Origin of the sequence: Pseudarthrobacter sp. 1G09, from assembly GCF_050038305.1 — a bacterium.
In the GTDB taxonomy this organism is placed as follows: Bacteria; Actinomycetota; Actinomycetes; order Actinomycetales; family Micrococcaceae; genus Arthrobacter; species Arthrobacter equi.
The window spans coordinates 2,769,476-2,787,826 of the sequence record NZ_CP188306.1 but is presented as its reverse complement, the minus strand read 5'-3'; the positions used below and the strand labels follow the sequence as shown (position 1 = coordinate 2,787,826).

The following is an 18,351-nucleotide window of genomic DNA, read 5'->3' as shown; positions in this document are numbered from 1 at the left end:
ACCGAGTAGATAAGGACGGGTGAAATATGAATCAGCTGATCATCTCAGCCGCCACTGAAGGCGAAAAGGTTAACCCCCTCGTTCCCAACCTTTGGGAAATGGGCGTTGTCCTGGTTGGCTTCGCGATTCTCATGTTCATCGTGGTCAAGTTTGTTGTCCCGATGTTCGAGAAGACCTTTGCCGAGCGAGCCGAAGCCATCGAAGGTGGCATTGCCAAGGCTGAAAAAGCCCAGGCTGAGGCGTCTGCTGCACTCGAAGAGTACAAGCAGCAGCTGACCGACGCCCGCACCGAAGCAAACCGCATTCGTGAGGAAGCACGCGCCGAAGGTGCGCAGATCCTCGCGGACCTCAAGGAGAAGGCTGCTGCCGAGTCTGCCCGCATCACTGCGCAGGCACACGCACAGATCGAATCCGAGCGCCAGGCGGCCGTTGTGTCCCTGCGCTCCGAGGTTGGCACCCTGGCCACCACCCTTGCCGGCCGCATCGTTGGCGAATCGCTCAACGACGACGACCGCGCAGCACGGGTCGTGGACCGGTTCCTGGCAGATCTGGAGACCCAGAGCGCAGGTGCAGCTAAGTAATGGCAGGCGTATCGAGCGAATCGCTGGCAACAGCACTGGCCGCGCTGGAAGTAAAGCTTCCCACCGCGTCGTTGCAGCTGGCTAAGGAACTCTTCGGAATTCTGGGAATGGTGGACAGCTCGGCTGGCTTGCGCCGCGCCCTGACTGACCCGTCCCGTAACGGTGACGAAAAGTCGGCGCTGGTCAGGCAGCTGGTTGGCGGAAAAGTCTCCGCTGATGCTGCAGAGATCGCGGGCGGATTGGCCAGTTCACGCTGGGCATCTGCGCGGGACATCGGCGATGCACTCGAGACTCTTGCCGCAACGGTGGTCATTTCCGTTGCTGAAAACAAGTCGGCCGTTTCTGCCTCCGGCATCACTGGCCTGGAAGAACTGGAGAACGACCTGTTCTCCTTCAACCAGGCCGTGGCGTCCAGCCACGAGGTACAACGTGCTCTGTCCGAACCCCAGGCCAGCGGGGCAGCCAAAGCTGCCCTTGCCGCAAAGCTGGTGCCCGGTGCCAGTGAGGAAGCAAAAGTCCTCATTACCCAGGCAGTCACCCAGCCCCGCGGCATCAAGGCGACGCGCCTGGTGGAACGGTTCGCCGAGTTGGCGGCCAAGCAGCAGCAGCGCTGGATTGCAACGGTCAGCGTGACCCGTCCCCTGACGTCGACGCAGCTGTCCCGCCTCCAGGCGGGCCTGAACGCGCTGTACGGACGGGAATTGAAGGTCAACATCAACGTTGATCCGGCACTCATTGGCGGCATCCGCGTCCAGGTGGGTGACGAAGTGCTCGACGCTTCGGTCATCAGCCGCCTGGGCGAGCTGCAACGCCAGCTGGCCGGCTAGCCGGACAAGCACAACCAAACTGATAGAAACCCCGGTCACCTGACGGTGATCACAAAACAGGAGAGCAGGGACTGCAGATGGCCGAATTGACCATCAACGCCGACGACGTCCGTAATGCGCTGAACGAGTTCGCGGCGTCCTACGAACCCGGAAACGCAGAACGCGTAGAGGTCGGCCGCGTAACCACCGCTAGTGACGGCATCGCCCGTGTTGAGGGCCTTCCCTCGGTCATGGCGAACGAGCTGCTGCGCTTCGAGGACGGCACGCTGGGCCTCGCCCAGAACCTTGACGTCCGCGAAATCGGCGTCATCATCCTCGGCGACTTCACCGGTATCGAAGAAGGCCAGGAAGTCCACCGCACCGGACAGGTTCTGTCCGTGCCCGTGGGCGACGCCTTCCTCGGCCGCGTAGTCGACCCGTTGGGCGTGCCCATCGACGACCTCGGCGAGATCAAGGCTGAAGCCACCCGTGCCCTGGAGCTCCAGGCTCCCGGCGTGACGCAGCGCAAGTCGGTGCACGAGCCGATGCAGACCGGTCTCAAGGCCATCGACGCCATGATTCCGATCGGCCGCGGCCAGCGTCAGCTGATCATTGGTGACCGCCAGACCGGCAAGTCGGCCATTGCGATCGACACCATCATCAACCAGAAGGCCAACTGGGCTTCCGGCGATGTGACCAAGCAGGTCCGCTGCATCTACGTGGCGATCGGCCAGAAGGCATCCACTATTGCCGCTGTCCGCCAGACCCTCGAGGACAACGGCGCGCTCGAGTACACCACCATCGTGGCGTCTCCCGCATCCGACCCCGCCGGCTTCAAGTACCTGGCACCGTACGCCGGTTCCGCGATCGGCCAGCACTGGATGTACGGCGGCAAGCACGTCCTCATCGTGTTTGATGACCTGTCCAAGCAGGCTGAAGCCTACCGCGCCGTGTCCCTCCTGCTCCGCCGCCCGCCGGGACGCGAAGCCTACCCGGGTGACGTTTTCTACTTGCACTCCCGTCTCCTGGAGCGTTGTGCAAAGCTCTCCGACGAGCTCGGTGCCGGTTCCATGACGGGCCTGCCGCTGATCGAGACCAAGGCGAACGACGTATCTGCCTACATCCCGACCAACGTCATTTCCATCACCGACGGCCAGATCTTCCTGCAGTCGGACCTTTTCAACGCCAACCAGCGTCCCGCAGTCGACGTGGGCGTTTCGGTGTCCCGCGTTGGCGGTGCAGCGCAGGTGAAGTCCATGAAGAAGGTCTCCGGCACGTTGAAGCTGGAACTTGCCCAGTACCGCGACATGCAGGCGTTCGCCATGTTTGCCTCGGACCTGGACGCCGCGTCACGCCAGCAGCTCACCCGTGGAGCCCGCCTGATGGAACTGCTCAAGCAGGGCCAGTACTCACCGTTCCCGGTTGAGGACCAGGTTGTCTCCATCTGGGCAGGCACCAACGGCCACTTGGATGACGTTCCGGTTGAGGATGTGAACCGGTTCGAAACCGAGTTCCTGGAGCACCTCAAGCACAAGTCCTCCATCCTCACCACGCTGGCGCAGACCAACGTGATGGACGATGACACCGCAGCGGCTCTGAAGTCGTCCATCATCGACTTCAAGAAGGGCTTCTTCGGCGAAGGCGACAACCACTTGGTGGGCGCAGGCCACGAGGCACATGACGCCATCTCCGAGGGCGAAGTCGACCAGGAAAAGATCGTCAAGCAGAAGCGCTAGTTCCGATGGCCGGGTGTGCCGGGCCCGCAGGGTCCGGCACACCCGGTTTACGGAATGTTAGGAAAGGATAAGTATGGGAGCCCAGATCCGGGTCTACCGCCAGAAGATCAGCTCGACCACGTCGATGCGCAAGATCTTCAAGGCGATGGAACTGATCGCTACCTCGCGCATCGGGAAGGCCCGTGCGCGCGTAGCAGCTTCACTGCCTTACGCGAACGCGATCACGCGCGCCGTTTCTGCTGTCGCCAGCCAAAGCGAAATCGACCACCCGCTGGTCACTGAGCCGGAGCAGATCCGCCGTGCCGCCGTCCTGGTAATTACCTCGGACCGCGGCCTGGCAGGTTCGTACTCGGCCAGCGTCCTCAAGCAGGCGGAAGGTCTCAACGAGCTGCTCCACGCCGAAGGCAAGGAAGTCAAGACCTACCTCGTGGGACGTAAGTCCCAGGCTTACTTCGACTTCCGGAACCGCGAATATGCGCGGGTCTGGACCGGAGGAACCGACGCACCCGAGTTCAGCACCGCGCGTGAAATCGGCGCCGCACTGCTGGCCGACTTTGCTGCGGACTTCGAAGACGGCGGCGTGGACGAAATCCATGTTGTCTACACACGCTTCAAGTCCATGGTCACCCAGGAGCCCACGGTCATCCGCCTGCTGCCGCTTGAGGTAGTGGAAGAAGAAGCCGCCTCCGAGTCGGACCTGCTGCCGCTGTACGAGTTCGAGCCGGAGACCGAACGGGTCCTCGACGCGCTGCTGCCCCGCTACATCGAGTCACGTCTGTTTGCAGCAATGCTGCAGGCCGCCGCATCCGAGCTGGCCGCACGCCAGCGCGCGATGAAGTCGGCAGGGGACAACGCCACCGACCTGATCAAGAAGTACACGCGTCTGCGCAACACGGCCCGCCAGGCCGAGATCACGCAGGAGCTCTCCGAGATTGTTGCCGGTGCCGACGCTCTTGCGTCCTAGCCTGCACTGCCCCGGTTTCCGCGGAACCTGCACCACAACAGATAAACTTAACCCCACGCCATCTACTGAGTGAAGTGAGAGAGATGACTGCCACTGCTACCGAACACGTAGCCGCAACGTCCGGTGCCACCGGCCGTATTGCGCGCGTAATCGGCCCGGTTGTCGACGTCGAATTCCCGGCTGACGCAATCCCGTCCATCTATAACGCCCTCACCACCGAGATTACTCTCAACGGTGAGACCAAAACCATCACGTTCGAGACCTCCCAGCACCTGGGTGACAACCTCGTCCGCGCCATCTCCCTGCAGGCTACTGACGGACTGGTCCGCGGCACCTCAGTGGTGGACTCCGGCGCCCCGATCTCCGTCCCCGTTGGCGACGGCGTCAAGGGCCACATCTTCAACGTGCTGGGCCAGCCCCTGGACGTTACCGAGTCGGAACTGAACATCAGCGAACGCTGGCCGATCCACCGCAAGGCACCCAGCTTCGCTTCGCTCGAAGGCTCCACGGAGATGCTGGAAACCGGCATCAAGGTCATCGACCTTCTCACCCCGTACATCAAGGGTGGCAAGATCGGCCTGTTCGGCGGCGCCGGCGTGGGCAAGACCGTTCTGATCCAGGAAATGATCACCCGTGTTGCCCGCAACTTCGGTGGTACTTCCGTGTTCGCCGGTGTTGGCGAGCGTACCCGTGAGGGCAACGACCTCTGGGTTGAAATGGAAGAGGCAGGCGTCCTCAAGGACACCGCCCTTGTATTCGGCCAGATGGATGAGCCGCCGGGAACGCGCCTTCGCGTTGCACTGTCCGCACTGACCATGGCGGAGTACTTCCGCGATGTCCAGAACCAGGACGTGCTGCTGTTCATCGACAACATCTTCCGCTTCACGCAGGCAGGTTCCGAGGTTTCCACCCTGCTCGGCCGCATGCCGTCCGCCGTGGGCTACCAGCCCAACCTGGCCGACGAAATGGGTCTCCTGCAGGAACGCATTACCTCCACCAAGGGCCACTCCATCACCTCGATGCAGGCAATCTACGTTCCCGCAGATGACTACACCGATCCGGCCCCGGCCACCACGTTCGCGCACCTGGATGCCACCACGGAACTTTCCCGTGAAATCGCATCCCGTGGCCTGTACCCGGCCGTGGATCCGCTGACCTCCACGTCGCGAATCCTGGACCCTCAGTACATCGGCAAGGACCACTACAACACGGCTGTCCGTGTGAAGCAGATCCTGCAGAAGAACAAGGAACTCCAGGACATCATCGCCATCCTCGGCGTTGACGAACTCTCCGAAGAGGACAAGATCGTCGTGTCGCGTGCACGCCGTATCCAGCAGTTCCTCTCGCAGAACACCTACACCGCCAAGCAGTTCACCGGCGTCGAAGGCTCCACGGTTTCCATCAAGGACACCGTGGAAGGCTTCACGGCCATCTGCGACGGCGAGCTCGACCACATTGCGGAGCAGGCGTTCTTCAACGTCGGCGGCCTCGATGACGTCGAGCGCCAGTGGGCCAAGATCCAGGAACAGACCAAGTAATATGGCTGAGCTTGAGGTTGAGATTGTCGCAGCGGACCACTTCGTGTGGTCCGGAGCGGCCACGATGGTCAAGGCCCGCACCAGCGATGGTGAGATCGGAATCCTGCCCGGCCACTCGCCCCTGCTGGCGATCCTGGCCGAAGGTGAACTCGCGATCCAGCCGGTGTCCGGGGACCGTATTTCGGTCGATGTTGACGGCGGGTTCTTCTCCGTCGACAACAACCGGGTAGTCATCGTTGCTGACAACGCCCAGCTTGGCGGCTCGGCTACCGCTGGGATCCGCTAGCACGACCTTGATGGACGCACCAGGTATTTCGTTCATCGCACTGGCAATCGCCTTTGGATTGCTGATTTTTGCACTGTGCCTTTCGGGGGTGCGCCGCTTTAACCTGCGGCGTGCCCTCGGCACGGTGGACGCCTCCATTTGCATGGCTGGAAACAGCTGGCAGATGGGGGTTTGTCGTTATCAGGACAACGACCTGGAGTGGTTCCGGCTGCTCTCGCTCAGTGTCCGCCCAAAACACAAGTTCAAGCGGCATTCCCTTGAACTCCTTGGCCGCCGCAAGCCCACCGAGGCCGAAGCCGTCAAGGTACAGCCCGACGTCGTCATCGTGGAGCTTCGCTACGAGGGCCAGGACCTGCGGCTCGCCATGAAGTTCGATGCCTATACAGGTCTGTCGTCGTGGCTGGAAGCCGGGCCGGTCATCGGCATCGGCACCTGGCGTTAGACGCGTGGACTGGATCCTTGACGTCCGGTTGACCGACGGCCCCCTCTACTGGGGCTCGCTGATCCTGGGCCTCGCCGGCGCCGCGTTCCTCCTCCTGCCACCGCCGCCCCACGGACCGCTAAGCTGGCTCTACCGGGTCATTGCCGCCGTTGCAATGGCCTTTGCGCTGGTGGCCTCCGTCCACTGGGCGCTGATTAACCTCTATTCCGTTTTCCCCGAAAACATCCCTGATCCGGTCCTTCTGTGGCTGGTGCCCGCTGTGGCCGCGGTACTCCTCTGGCTGTTCCTCTTGCCCCGCAACTCCTGGCGCCGCCGTGGCGGTGGCCTGGCGGCCGCACTGCTGGTGATCGCCCTGTCCAGCGTGCAAATCAACGCTTACTTCGGCCTCAACCGTACGGTGAGCGACCTGATGGGGACCGCCCTGGCCCGCATTCCTGCCCTGGAACAGAACCTCGTTCGGCCGGCGGGAGCGCCCGACGGCGTAGCGCTGCAGGGCTGGCGTCCGCAAGGGGACATCCCGGACGGGGGAGTCCTGCGGAAGGCCGCCATTCCAGGCACCATCTCCGGCATGGACACCCGGGACGCCTTTATCTACCTTCCTCCGGCCTACTTTGCACAGAACCGTCCGGCGTTGCCCGTGTTGGTCCTCATTGCCGGCCAGCCCGGCGGTCCGGCCGACTGGCTGACCGGCGGAGCCCTCCGCGGCCACATGGACTCCTTTGCTGCCGTGCACGGCGGCGTGGCTCCCGTGGTGGTGGTCCCCGACGCCAACGGGTCGCAGAACGCCAACACCATGTGCATGGACAGCCAGATCGCCCACGCTGATACCTACCTGTCGCAGGATGTGCCGCGGTGGATCAGCTCCACCCTTGCCGTGGATACGGACCATGCGCATTGGGCGGTAGGGGGATTCTCCTTCGGCGGGACCTGCGCCATCCAGCTGGGAACCCGCCACCCTGACCTGTTCCCCGAGGTCCTGGCGTTCTCGGCGGAAGCCGAGCCCGCCATCGCCAAGGAACGCCAGAAAACCATCGACGCCGCCTTCCCGGGTGACCCCGAGGCGTTCCTGCGGCAGACGCCGCTGGCCATCATGGCGGACAAGCGTTTTGACGGCCATGGCCTGTACCTGACGGCCGGGCAGAACGATACTGAATTTGTGGGCTACCTCAGGACCCTGGCAGCCGCTGCCCAGGAGGCCGGATTCACCGTGCGCGCCTACGAGGTGGAGCACACTGGGCACTCGTGGGACACGTCGTCCCGGCGGTTCGGCGATGCCCTGCAGTTCCTCGCAGACCAGTGGGGGGCCGGGGGATGAGCGGCGGACAGGACACCCGGACCATGGCGTTGGCCTGGGACACCGTGGTCCGGCCGATGCTGGGCAGGACAGCGGCGGGGCTGAAGGCCATGCCGTTCACGCTTGCCATCCTTGCCCTGTTTGTAGGGACCGGCGCGGCCACGGACAGCTTCCTGGCCGGCCCGTCCGAGCAGCTGCTGGATGTGGCCGGCGTCAGCGGTCCCGGCCTGCGCGAGGGGCGCTGGTGGTCGCTGTTCACCAGCCTCTTCTTCGCCACCAACCCCACTGCTTATGTGGTGGCCGCACTGATGATCATTGTGCTGCTGGGCCTGGCCGAACGGAAACTTGGTTTCCGGGCTGCCGCTGCGCTGTTCCTGGGCGGACAATTCGCGGCCGTCACGCTGTTCCTCTTGGTCACCCAGCTCGCGGCTTATGTGGGGGACGGATGGCTCGACACTATGACCGACGTCATCCTGATTGGCCCCTACGCCCCGGTGCTCGCCGCAGGCATGGCGGGCAGCGCCCGGCTGCCGGTGCTCTGGCAGCGGCGCCTGCGGACCGCGGCGCTCTCGATCTCGCTCCTGCTCGTCCTGTATGTGGGACATGCCGAGACGGTGATCGGCCTCCTGGGCGCGCTGCTGGGTCTGCTGGTGGGCTGGTGGATCCAAGGCGACGAAGGCAGGCTCCACCGGCACCGCTCCACCGGACGGGAGGCCCGTAACCTGCTGGCCCTGATGGTGGCCGTGTTCGCCGTCGGGCCCATCCTCACCGGGATCACCCGGGCACCCACCGGGCCGCTCGCACTGCTCCGGGACGTCGTCCTGAATCCGCTGCCCACGCTTGGCCAACTGGCGTTCAACTGCGGGGCCACCGTGGAGGCATCCTGCCTCGAAGCGGGAAGGGCAGGTTTCGCCGGTCCGTTCGGCCTGGCGCTGGCAGTTGTTCCCGTGGTCCTGCTGCTGATCTGCGCCGACGGGATGCGCCGGGGACGCAGGATGGCGCTGAACATTGCCCTGGCGATCCAGTTGGCCGTGACGGCCCTGGCCGCGGTGTACCTGGCACTGTTCGCCCTGGTTCCGTCCCGGCCGCAGGGCCCGCACGCGGCACCCATGGGTTCTGCATTTGCGCATGTGCTTCCGCTGGTGGTGGTTCCGCTGCTGCTGTCCGTCATCCTATGGCTGAACCGGAGGCAGTTCCGGGTGCAGACCCTGCCCACCGCCCGGCGCACGCTTGCCGTCCTGGTGGGCGGCTCCTGGGGAGTGCTCGCGGCCGGCTACGCCACCGCGTGGTTCGCCTCGGGCGGGATGTCCCGCGACGGCGGCGTGCTGGGCCTGTTTGCCGAGCTGGCCCGGCAGTACGTACCGGTGCCGATTCCGCAGCATTACCACCGTGTCTTCGCGGACCGGAACACCGTGGAGGCTCTCCTCTTCGCGTATTCCGGGCCGGTATTCTGGCTCATCGCGCTGGCAGCGGTGTGGTGGGCGCTGCTGGGCGGAAACCACGGGCACGACTCCGGCCGGCAGGACAGGGCACGGGCCCGGACGCTGCTCCACCAGGGCGGCGGCCCGCTCTCCTGGATGGCCCTGTGGGAACCGAACACGTACTGGTTCAGCCCGGACGGCCAGGGTGCCATGGCCTACCAACAGCACGGCAGCGTGGCCCTCACTCTCGGCTGTGCCATCGGCCCCGCCGGATCCCAGCTGGCCGTCACAGAGGGATTCCTTGCCCATTGCCGGCGCGAGGCACTGATTCCCGCACTGTATTCCTGCGACGACACGGTCTGGCCGGTCCTGCGTGAGCGTGGATTCTCCCGCGTATCGGTGGCCCAGGAAACCCGGCTGGCCATCCGGGAGCTGGAATTCAAGGGCAAGGAGTGGCAGAACGTCCGGACGGCGCTGAACCGGGCAGCCAAGCTGGGGGTGCATGCCGTCTGGGGTCCTTACAGCGGGCTGCCGGTCGCCTTGCGCACCCGGCTGAACGAAGTGTCCGAGGAATGGGCCGCCGGAAAGTCCGTTCCGGAAATGGGGTTCACCCTTGGCAGCGTGGATGAGCTCGAGGACGATGAGGTGCTGTGCTGCCTCGCCGTTGACGGTGAGGGCAGGGTCCACGGGTTCACCAGTTGGCTTCCCGTGTACGACGACGGCCGCCTCGTCAGCCGGACGCTGGACGTGATGCGCCGGGGCGCCGAGGGTTTCCCCGGCGTGATGGAATTCCTGATCGCCTCCGCTGTCCTGGAACTGCGGGATTCCGTGGAGGTGATTTCGCTGTCCGGTTCGCCGCTGGCGAATGACGGGGGAGCCGAGGACACCGCCCAGGGGGGAGCCAAGAACCTGGTCCGCATCCTGGACCTGGTGGGCCACGCGCTGGAACCCGTTTATGGCTTCCGGTCATTGGCGGCCTTCAAGTCCCGTTTCAAGCCCGAGTACCGGGCGTTGTACCTCTACTACCAGGACCCTCTTCAGCTGCCGGCGATCGGCCGTGCGCTCACCCGGGCCTACCTGCCAGGCCTGTCCTTGCCCCAGGGCGCGAGACTGGTCCGGAATTTAGTCTGATAAGGCCAGCGTTCGATGCCGGATAACGCCCGGGCCGCGGCCGCATAAAGCAAGGGCTTGGCGCTGGCCAGACAATGCGGCGGGCAAAAAGAATGGTCCCCGGCAATTGTGCCGGGGACCATTCTTTGCTAATCAGGCTTAGCAGTCTGTCCGTAGACTAGACGAGCGTAACGCCGGTGGCCTGCGGGCCCTTGGCACCCTGACCGATTTCGAACTGAACGCGCTGGTTCTCGTCGAGGGTCTTGAAGCCGCCGGTCTGGATCTCGGAGTAGTGGACGAAGACGTCGCCGTCGGAGTCGTCCGGGGTGATGAAGCCGAAGCCCTTTTCCGCGTTGAACCACTTCACAGTTCCCTGTGCCATTTATTTCTCCTCATTGTGGAACTTTCTTAGGATCGGCACACTTCGTACCGGCCTTGGTCACTCCGCGAGAAGAATCCTGAATAGCCGTCCGGAAAGGGAACTGGCCCTGCAGGAGCTTCGCGCTCGCAACATGTCTTGCGAGCATGAAAAACACCTACACAAAGACTGAGTTAAGAATTTCATGCCCGTTCCCGCAGGTCAACGCTTCGGCGGCGGAATCGGACAAATTTTAGGTAAAAACCGGGGTGCATGCCTTGTCCGGACACAATTGGCCAATGCCTGAAAAGTCAGGCGGCATTAGAAGAGCCGTGATTCGCTGTCGTCGACGCCGCGCATTGCGTCGTAATCGAGGGTGACGCAATCAATCCCGCGGTCGTTGGCGAGGACCTTGGCCTGCGGCTTGATCTGTTGGGCGGCGAAAATGCCGCGCACCGGTGCCAGGAGGGGATCGCGGTTCAACAGCTCAAGGTAGCGGGTGAGTTGCTCCACGCCGTCGATGTCCCCGCGCCGCTTGAGCTCGATGGCCACGGTTGCGCCGTCGCCGTCCCGGGCCAGGATGTCCACCGGACCGATGGCCGTGAAGTATTCGCGCCGGATCAGCGAATAGCCTGTTCCCAGCGTTTCGATCTGGTCGGCAAGGAGCCGCTGGAGGTCCGCCTCCACGCCGTCCTTGATCAGGCCCGGGTCCACGCCGAGGTCGTGCGAGGTTTCGCTGAGCTTTTCATGGATATTGATGATCAGCCGGTCATCCGTCTTGGCGGACTGGACCGTCCATTGCTCCGCGACTCCCAACTCCAGGTCAACGTCCTGCGGTGACGAAACACGGAGTGTGGCTGGCGGACTCATCCAGTTCAGGGGCTTGTACGAGCCACCGTCTGAATGCACAAGGACAGAGCCGTCCGCCTTGACCAGCAGGAGCCTGGTGGCGAGGGGGAGATGGGCTTTGAGCCGGCCAACATAATCAACGGAGCATCGGGCAATCACAAGTCGCACGCCGTACACACTACCGGGTGCCGGAGCGGGAAGGACGACGGGGACGCCGGCGGCAGTGCACCACCCGTCGCGGAGAGGCTGCAGCAGCGCCCCGTCCCGCTGGGGCAGAATGGATGCATGCCGCGCTCTAACCGTCCCCGCCGTCCCGTGTCCGGGAAGCCTGCGGCAACCGGGCGGGGAACCGGACAAAAGGGGAACGGTGACGTTCCCGAACTGGACCTCGAACGGGCCCGGGCAGGCATCGCCCGACGGGAAAGTGCCCCGGACGGGGAATGGATGGTCCGCAGCATGACAGCGCGTAACGCGGCGAAGACCTACATCTGCCCCGAATGTTCCACCGCCGTGCTGCCCGGGGTGGCACACCTGGTGGTCTGGAAGGACGATCACCTGTTCGGTGCCGCCGCCGGCCTCGCCGAGCGCCGCCACTGGCACACGAACTGCTGGAATTCGCGCAGCTACAGGTACCGCTGACGCGGCACTGAACAGCTGGCGCAGGGGAGCCCGGGCCGTGGAGACCGTCCGCTGTCGCTAAGCTGGCAGGCATGACTTTTGATCCGGCGTCGTACGAATTCAGCCAGGCCGCTGGCCCCGTTCCCATCCGGGCCTCCACGGTCCTGCCGGCCAGGCGCGAAAACGTCGAGCTGCAGACAGCCGACGGGCACACGCTGGTGGGCGAGCTCGCCCTGCCGGAATCCGGCGAGGTCCGGGCCACGCTGATCACGCTGCACCCGCTTCCCACGCACGGCGGCTTCATGGACTCGCACGTTTACCGCAAGGCGTCCTACCGGCTGCCTGCGCTGGCCAACATCGCCGTGCTGCGTTTCAACACGCGCGGCACCGGCTCCCCCCGGGGCACCAGCACGGGTGCGTTCGAGGAAGGCGTCGGTGAACGCCACGACGTGGAAGCGGCGGTCCGTTTCGCCGTCGAACGCGGACTGCCCAACCGGTGGCTGGTGGGCTGGTCCTTCGGCACGGAACTGGCCCTGATGTACGGTGCCATCGAACCTGTGGCATCGCAGGTGGAGGGGGCTGTCCTGCTGTCCCCGCCGCTGCACCGGGCCACTGAGAAGCACCTGCAGCTGTGGGCGGAGTCGGGCAAACCGCTGACGGTCCTGGTGCCGGAGCACGATGACTTCCTCCGGCCCGCCGAGGCGGCAGCCCGCTTCAGCCTGGTTCCCCAAGCGCACGTGCTGGGCGTGGACGGTGCAAAGCATCTGTGGGTGGGCGAGAAGTATGCCGGGCGGGTCCTGAACGAGATCGTGGGGCGGGTGTCCGCAACGGACGGGAACGCCGCTGCACTGCCGACGGAGTGGGACGGGCCCGCGGCGACTGCCGCTTCCTGACCCGTCCCCGAAGCGGGTACCCCTGCGGTTGTCAGGCTAGTGCTGGTCCTGCCGGACGATGTAGATCTCCTTGATCAGGAGCAGGATGGCAGCCGCCGTGGGAATCGCGATTAGGGCGCCCAGGACCCCCAGCAGGCTGCCGCCGGCGATCACGGAAATGACCGCGACGGCACCGGGAACGGCCACGGCCTTCTGCATGATGCGCGGCGAGATGAAGTAGGCCTCGAACTGGAGGTAGGCAAAGTAGCAGATGGCGTAGATGGCGGCCGTCTGCCAGCCCACGGTCAGGGCGATGAGGACCACGACAACACCGGCGATCATGGCACCCACCAGCGGGATGAAGGCAAGTAATGCCACCACGAACGCGAGCAGCAGGGCGAACGGGATGCCCACAATCGACATCACGATGAAGGCGAAGGTGGCATTGAGCAGGGCAACGCAGGCCTGGCCGATCACGTAGTTGCCCACGGACTTGGTGATGGCATCCGACAACGCCTCCACCCGGTGCCGGCGGGAGCGCGGAGCCAGCCGGTAACCCCATTTTTTCATTGCCGGCAGGGCAGCGAGGAAGTAGAGGCTGAGCACCAGGACAATCAGGGCGCCGAACAGGCCATTGGCCACCGTGGAGCCGAACCCCACGACGCCGCCGGCGATTCCGCCTACGGCGTTGGGATCGTTGACGAACTTGTTCAACTCTTCGGCGATGCGGTCGCGGACGCCGAACTGGTCGTCAAGGGTGCGGAAAAGATCCGAGTTCATGAAGTCCCGCACCCACGTGGGCGCCTGCTGCACTATCTCGGTGACCTGCTGGACGATCGTAGGGATCAGGGTTGCAAAGAAGCCCACGACGGCGACAATCAACACGGAGACTGACAACAGGATTCCGGCCGGCCGGGGGATCTTCCGGTTCTCGAGCCACTTCACCACAGGCTCCAGGCCCAGCGCGATGAAGAGCGCCGCAACGATCCACAGGAGCAACTGGGTGGTGTGGGATCCGATCCAGTAGACCAGCAGTGCCACCCCGACGCCGACTGTCCCCATGAAGCCCATGTAGAGGGGATGCTGCGGGGACATCCGTGGCCCGGGCGCGCCGTACTGGGGACGCGCCACGCCGTCGGGGTCCTCGGCGGTTTGGTCCTGCTGGGAGTATTCCGGGGGCATCTCGAAGCGGAGCCGGGGCTGCGCGCCGGGAAGCGGTTGGCGAAGGCGGCGGGCGAGGAAGCCCAGCGCTGCTGCGGCGGCACCTTTCCGGCCGGCAGTTCCGGAACCCTGGGGGACCGCGGGCGACGGCCCAACGTCCCTTGGATCGCCTGCTGCCCGGGAGGGCTCGTCCGTCTTGTCAGTCACTGGTTTTTGGCGCCTGTTCCGTGCATGGCACCGCCTTGGCGGGCCGGTGTGATGATCATCGCAAACACTATCAGCAGGCTTGTCAACACCTGCGGAGGAGCACGCGGAGACGCCTGCCGCGGTCTGCCGGAAAGCCTTAAAGCGGGCCTGAACTGGGGCTCGTGGTAACAAAATGGTTACTATTGAAGCTAAACCCCGCTGATGATAGGTGTTCCCTTGCGTTTAAAGACTGCAGCCGCACTTGTGCTGCTCGGCCTCCTGACACTTCTGGCCGGTATCGGCCAGAAGACCATCTGGGCCCCTTCCGAGACCTTTACGGCGTCTGCGCCGGCCGATGCTACGGCTGCCCCGCTGACCGTCTTCGACCAGAAGCTGCGGACCCTCCACGGCGGAACCGTCAAGATCGATGTCCAGGGCGACGGCAACTTCATGCTTGCCGCGGGCCGGCCCGATGACGTTGAGGCATGGGTGGGCACCGCTGCCCACAACACCATCACGGGAACGTCCGAGGACGGCAAGTCCCTGCAGGTTGAACATACCGACGGTGAAGCCACGGCACCCAACCCTGCAGGATCCGACCTTTGGGTCACCACGGAGAATGCCAGCGGTGAGCTCGAATACTCCTGGACGCCTCCCGCGGACGGTGACTGGACGTTGCTGCTGGCCGCTGACGGAACCAAGGCTGCTCCCGCGACTGTCTCGATGACCTTCCCCAACGACACCGCCACCCCCTGGGCCATCCCGCTGATGGTCCTCGGCGCGCTGCTCATCCTTGGCGGGATTGTCCTCGCAGTGCTCTCGGCCCGCCGGCGCGACGGTGACGGCGACGGCGAGGGCAGCGGATTCGCCCAGCGTGCCCGTGCCCGCAAGCAGGCCCGCTCCTCCTCCAGGGTCACCATGGCGGCCGCCGGCGTGGCCGCTGCGGTACTGGCCGGCACGGGAACTGCCGCCACCGCCGCCACATCGCCTGCCCCCGCTCCCACGGGCTCGGCCTCGGCCGCTCAGGGTGGAAACGCCGCCCCCGTCCTGCTGGACGTGCAGTTCCGCCGCATCCTGGAGCAGGTGTCCAGTGCTGCCGACGCCGGCGACGCGGCCAAGGATGCTGCCAAACTGGCTGACCGGGTGGGCGGTACGGAGCTGGAAGTCCGTACCTCAAACTACAAGATCCGCTCGCAGGTGGGCTCGTATGAGCCCCGCATGCCGGTCCGCTCCACCAAGCTCCTGACGACGGCGGTCACCACGGACCGCGGATGGCCGCGCTCGGTCCTCGCCGTTTCCCAGGGCGATGGCAACGTGGTTCCCCAGCTGCTGACCCTCGTCCAGAAGTCCCCGCGGGAAAACTACAAGCTCATGGAGACCACGCCGCTCCAGCCGGGCACCACGTTCCCCGCCATCAGCCGGAACGGCACCGAGACCGTGGAAGCCAAGGACAAGACCGGCCTGCTGTACACCGGGGAAGAGGCCCTGTCGGGCCTGGCCGACCGGCTCAGCAATGCGGATTCGGCGTTCAAGGACAAGATCGTGGAAGGCGAGTCCTCGCCGTACATTGCCGACACCCTGTCCTACCAGGCCGAGGTGGTCAAGGCCGGCGAAAACGGAAACTTCTCCTTCACCCACAAGGTGGCCCCCGAAGGCACCGTGGTGTTCCGCACCGAAGATGGCGGCGCACTGGTGCTGGGCCGCATCAACTTCGGCTTCGAAGGAACCCCGAAGGCCGCCGGGGACAAGCTCTCCATTGGTGACGACGCTGCAGCCCTGGCCGGAGGCAAGGAAACCACCACGGGCATGGTCCTGAGCTTCGCCGAGTCGGTGGCGGTCTACGTGCCGCCGGCAGGGTCCTCCGATCCCATGAAGCTTGTGGCAGCAACCCGCGGGCTCGTGGGCGCCAGCTTCAAATAACCGCCCGCACCAAGTAGTCCCATTACCGCAGTACCACCGGCAGCGGCCGCAGTGGCTAGAGTGGGAAGCATGAGTTCGCCTGCTTCCCGTCCAGTCCCTCCGGCCGCTGCCAACCTGCTTAACCTGCGCGGCGCCGTCGATCTTTCCAGCCTGAAGCAACGCTCCGCCGCTCCGTCGCCGTCAGCGGCCCCGCCGCCGCAGGATGCCCCTGCGGGCACCCCGGCGGCGGGTGGGACAAGCGGTCCAGGAAATGGCCCCGAGCTGCGGGTCGAGGTGACGGAGCAGAACTTCCAGCAGCTCGTGGAGCTCTCCGCGCAGGTGCCGGTGGTCTTCGCCCTGTGGGCTCCGTACTCCCCGGAATCCGCTGCGGCCCTTGAGGTCCTTGACCGCGTGGTGGCCGGCTACGGCGGCCGGCTGGTCCTGGGCGCCGCGGACATCGAAGCGTTCCCCCAGCTTGCCCAGGCCTTCCAGGTCCAGGCCGTGCCCACCGCAGTGGCCGTCCTGAAGGGACAGCCGGTTCCCCTCTTCCAGGGCCACGCAGAGGAAGAGCAGGTGCGCAGCCTTTTCGACGAGCTGTTGAAGGTTGCCGCTGCCAACGGTGTCACCGGCAGCCTGAACGCCGGGGACGGCGGCGAACCGGAAGAAGCGCCGTTGCCCCCGCTGCACCAGGCCGCGTACGACGCCATCGAAGCGGGGGACTACGAGTCGGCGGCAGAAGCGTACAGGCAGGCCCTCAACGAGATGCCGTCCGATCACGAGGCCAAGGCCGGCCTGGCGCAGGTGGAGCTGATGGCCAGGCTGCAGGTGGTGTCCGCCCAGGACACCGAGGCCATCCGGTCGCTGGCGGCCAAGGAGCCGGACAACATTGAAGCGCAGCTGGGCGTCGCGGACCTTGATGTCGCCGGGGGCCACGTTGAGGATGGGCTGAACCGCGTGGTGGCCTTCATCGGCCGGAACTTCGGCCCGGAGCGTGAGACCGCACGGGTGCGGCTGCTGGAGCTGTTTGACGTAGTGGGGGCCTCGGATGAACGCGTGGCCAAGGCGCGCCAGGCCCTGGCGAGGGTGCTCTTCTAGTGCCGGCGCTGTTCGAGCCGCTGAAGCTGAGGTCGCTGGAACTGCAGCACCGGGGCTGGGTATCGCCCATGTGCCAGTACAGTTGCGATGCCGACGCCGCCCCGGGAGTTCCCAACGACTGGCACCTGATGCATTTGGGCTCCTTTGCCGCCGGCGGGGCCGCGCTGATCCTCACCGAGGCGGCAGCCGTGAACCCCGAAGGCCGCATCAGCCCGCGCGATGCCGGCATCTGGAACGACGATCAGGTGCAGGCCTGGCGGCGGATTACCTCGTTCGTGCACGAGCACGGCACCGGTGGGGCCAGGATCGGCGTCCAGTTGGCCCACGCCGGCCGGAAGGCCTCCACGTTCTGGCCATTTTCCGGCCGGCGCGGGACCGTGCCCGAAGCCGAGGGCGGCTGGGCCACGGTGGGCCCATCGGCAATCGCCTTCGAGGGGTACGACACTCCGGCCGCCATGACCGGGGACCAGATCCAGGCAGTGATTGCGGACTTCGCAGCTGCTGCGGTCCGGGCGGTCGATGCCGGCTTCGACACTGTGGAGATCCACGGCGCCCACGGCTACCTGCTGCACCAGTTCCAGAGCCCCTTGAGCAACACCCGTGACGACGAATGGGGAGGCGACGAGGAACGGCGGAACCGTCTGATGCTCGCTGTCATCGATGCCGTCCGGTCCGCCATCCCGGACTCGATGCCGCTCCTGCTGCGGATTTCCGCCAGCGACTGGGCGTCGGGCGGCATCGGCCTGCCGGAGTCTGTCCGCCTGGCCCGCCAGGCGGCGGAGCATGGCGTGGACCTGATCGACGTTTCCAGCGGGGGAGCGGTGGCCCACCAGGAAATCACCGTGGGCCCGGGCTACCAGACCGGATTCGCTGCCGCCATCCGGGAGGAAGCCGGAGTGTCAACCGGTACGGTGGGACTCCTGACCTCCGCCGGGCAGGCGGAGCACGCCGTGGCCACTGGCCAGGCGGATGCGGTGCTGATTGCCAGGGCGGCGCTCCGCGATCCGCACTGGTGGCTTCGTGCGGCCTTCGAACTGGGCCATGACCTGCCGTGGGTTCCGCAGTATGAGCGCGCCATTCCGCGGCGCTCGTTCTGAACGGCATGCCCTGAACGGTCGAAGCCATCGGATGACGC

General features: G+C 65.4%; 17 protein-coding genes. 14 read left to right on the top strand and 3 right to left on the bottom strand.

Annotated elements, in window-relative coordinates; translation table 11 throughout:
- The first annotated feature begins 26 nt into the window (after positions 1-26).
- The 9 genes from ACP3TD_RS12810 (at position 27) to ACP3TD_RS12770 (ending at position 10,199) form a co-directional block, all read left to right on the top strand.
- The gene (locus ACP3TD_RS12810) at positions 27-581 is read left to right on the top strand and encodes a F0F1 ATP synthase subunit B (RefSeq protein ID WP_056085167.1); all 555 of its coding nucleotides are present in this window, start codon (positions 27-29) and stop codon (positions 579-581) included.
- Positions 581-1,408: a F0F1 ATP synthase subunit delta gene (locus tag ACP3TD_RS12805; protein ID WP_426763355.1), complete on the top strand. Its 828-nt coding sequence runs from the start codon at positions 581-583 to the stop codon at positions 1,406-1,408. The genes ACP3TD_RS12810 and ACP3TD_RS12805 overlap by 1 nt, the downstream gene beginning before the upstream one ends.
- 77 nt (positions 1,409-1,485) lie before the next feature.
- Positions 1,486-3,123 (top strand): F0F1 ATP synthase subunit alpha, encoded by a 1,638-nt coding sequence (gene atpA / locus ACP3TD_RS12800; RefSeq protein WP_091721148.1) that lies wholly within the window; start codon positions 1,486-1,488, stop codon positions 3,121-3,123.
- A gap of 73 nt (positions 3,124-3,196) precedes the next feature.
- Positions 3,197-4,087: a F0F1 ATP synthase subunit gamma gene (locus ACP3TD_RS12795; protein ID WP_426763354.1), complete on the top strand. Its 891-nt coding sequence runs from the start codon at positions 3,197-3,199 to the stop codon at positions 4,085-4,087.
- Between the two features lie 83 nt (positions 4,088-4,170).
- Positions 4,171-5,625 (top strand): F0F1 ATP synthase subunit beta, encoded by a 1,455-nt coding sequence (gene atpD, locus ACP3TD_RS12790; protein ID WP_426763353.1) that lies wholly within the window; start codon positions 4,171-4,173, stop codon positions 5,623-5,625.
- Between the two features lies 1 nt (position 5,626).
- A complete protein-coding gene (locus ACP3TD_RS12785) occupies positions 5,627-5,911 on the top strand; it encodes a F0F1 ATP synthase subunit epsilon (protein ID WP_091721140.1) in 285 nt (94 codons plus the stop codon).
- A gap of 10 nt (positions 5,912-5,921) precedes the next feature.
- Positions 5,922-6,353: a DUF2550 domain-containing protein gene (locus ACP3TD_RS12780; protein ID WP_091721137.1), complete on the top strand. Its 432-nt coding sequence runs from the start codon at positions 5,922-5,924 to the stop codon at positions 6,351-6,353.
- A gap of 4 nt (positions 6,354-6,357) precedes the next feature.
- Positions 6,358-7,668 (top strand): alpha/beta hydrolase, encoded by a 1,311-nt coding sequence (locus tag ACP3TD_RS12775; RefSeq protein WP_426763351.1) that lies wholly within the window; start codon positions 6,358-6,360, stop codon positions 7,666-7,668.
- The gene (locus tag ACP3TD_RS12770; protein ID WP_426763349.1) at positions 7,665-10,199 is read left to right on the top strand and encodes a bifunctional lysylphosphatidylglycerol flippase/synthetase MprF; all 2,535 of its coding nucleotides are present in this window, start codon (positions 7,665-7,667) and stop codon (positions 10,197-10,199) included. The genes ACP3TD_RS12775 and ACP3TD_RS12770 overlap by 4 nt, the downstream gene beginning before the upstream one ends.
- A gap of 157 nt (positions 10,200-10,356) precedes the next feature.
- On the opposite strand, the gene ACP3TD_RS12765 is transcribed toward ACP3TD_RS12770, so the two are convergent.
- Both ACP3TD_RS12765 and nucS read right to left on the bottom strand, forming a co-directional pair.
- Positions 10,357-10,560: a cold-shock protein gene (locus tag ACP3TD_RS12765; RefSeq protein ID WP_011692441.1), complete on the bottom strand. Its 204-nt coding sequence runs from the start codon at positions 10,558-10,560 to the stop codon at positions 10,357-10,359.
- 297 nt (positions 10,561-10,857) lie between these two features.
- On the bottom strand, positions 10,858-11,553 hold the full coding sequence (gene nucS, locus ACP3TD_RS12760) for an endonuclease NucS (protein ID WP_426763347.1): 696 nt from the start codon (positions 11,551-11,553) through the stop codon (positions 10,858-10,860).
- Between the two features lie 117 nt (positions 11,554-11,670).
- Between nucS and ACP3TD_RS12755 the strand changes: the two genes are divergently transcribed.
- Positions 11,671-12,024, top strand: coding sequence for an ATP/GTP-binding protein (locus ACP3TD_RS12755; protein WP_426763346.1), 354 nt, complete (start codon positions 11,671-11,673; stop codon positions 12,022-12,024).
- Positions 12,025-12,095: 71 nt separating this feature from the next.
- A complete protein-coding gene (locus tag ACP3TD_RS12750) occupies positions 12,096-12,896 on the top strand; it encodes an alpha/beta hydrolase (RefSeq protein ID WP_426763345.1) in 801 nt (266 codons plus the stop codon).
- 36 nt (positions 12,897-12,932) lie between these two features.
- Here the strand turns inward: ACP3TD_RS12750 and ACP3TD_RS12745 are convergent, their stop codons facing one another.
- Entirely contained in the window at positions 12,933-14,243 is a 1,311-nt protein-coding gene (locus ACP3TD_RS12745; RefSeq protein WP_426763343.1) for an AI-2E family transporter, read from the bottom strand.
- 201 nt (positions 14,244-14,444) lie between these two features.
- On the opposite strand from ACP3TD_RS12745, the gene ACP3TD_RS12740 reads away from it, so the two are divergent.
- The 3 genes from ACP3TD_RS12740 (at position 14,445) to ACP3TD_RS12730 (ending at position 18,313) form a co-directional block, all read left to right on the top strand.
- Complete coding sequence (locus ACP3TD_RS12740) at positions 14,445-16,142, top strand: hypothetical protein (protein ID WP_426763341.1); 1,698 nt, start codon at positions 14,445-14,447, stop codon at positions 16,140-16,142.
- 69 nt (positions 16,143-16,211) lie between these two features.
- Positions 16,212-17,216: a tetratricopeptide repeat protein gene (locus ACP3TD_RS12735; RefSeq protein ID WP_426763339.1), complete on the top strand. Its 1,005-nt coding sequence runs from the start codon at positions 16,212-16,214 to the stop codon at positions 17,214-17,216.
- Entirely contained in the window at positions 17,216-18,313 is a 1,098-nt protein-coding gene (locus ACP3TD_RS12730) for an NADH:flavin oxidoreductase/NADH oxidase (protein ID WP_426763338.1), read from the top strand. The genes ACP3TD_RS12735 and ACP3TD_RS12730 overlap by 1 nt, the downstream gene beginning before the upstream one ends.
- Positions 18,314-18,351 lie beyond the last annotated feature (38 nt).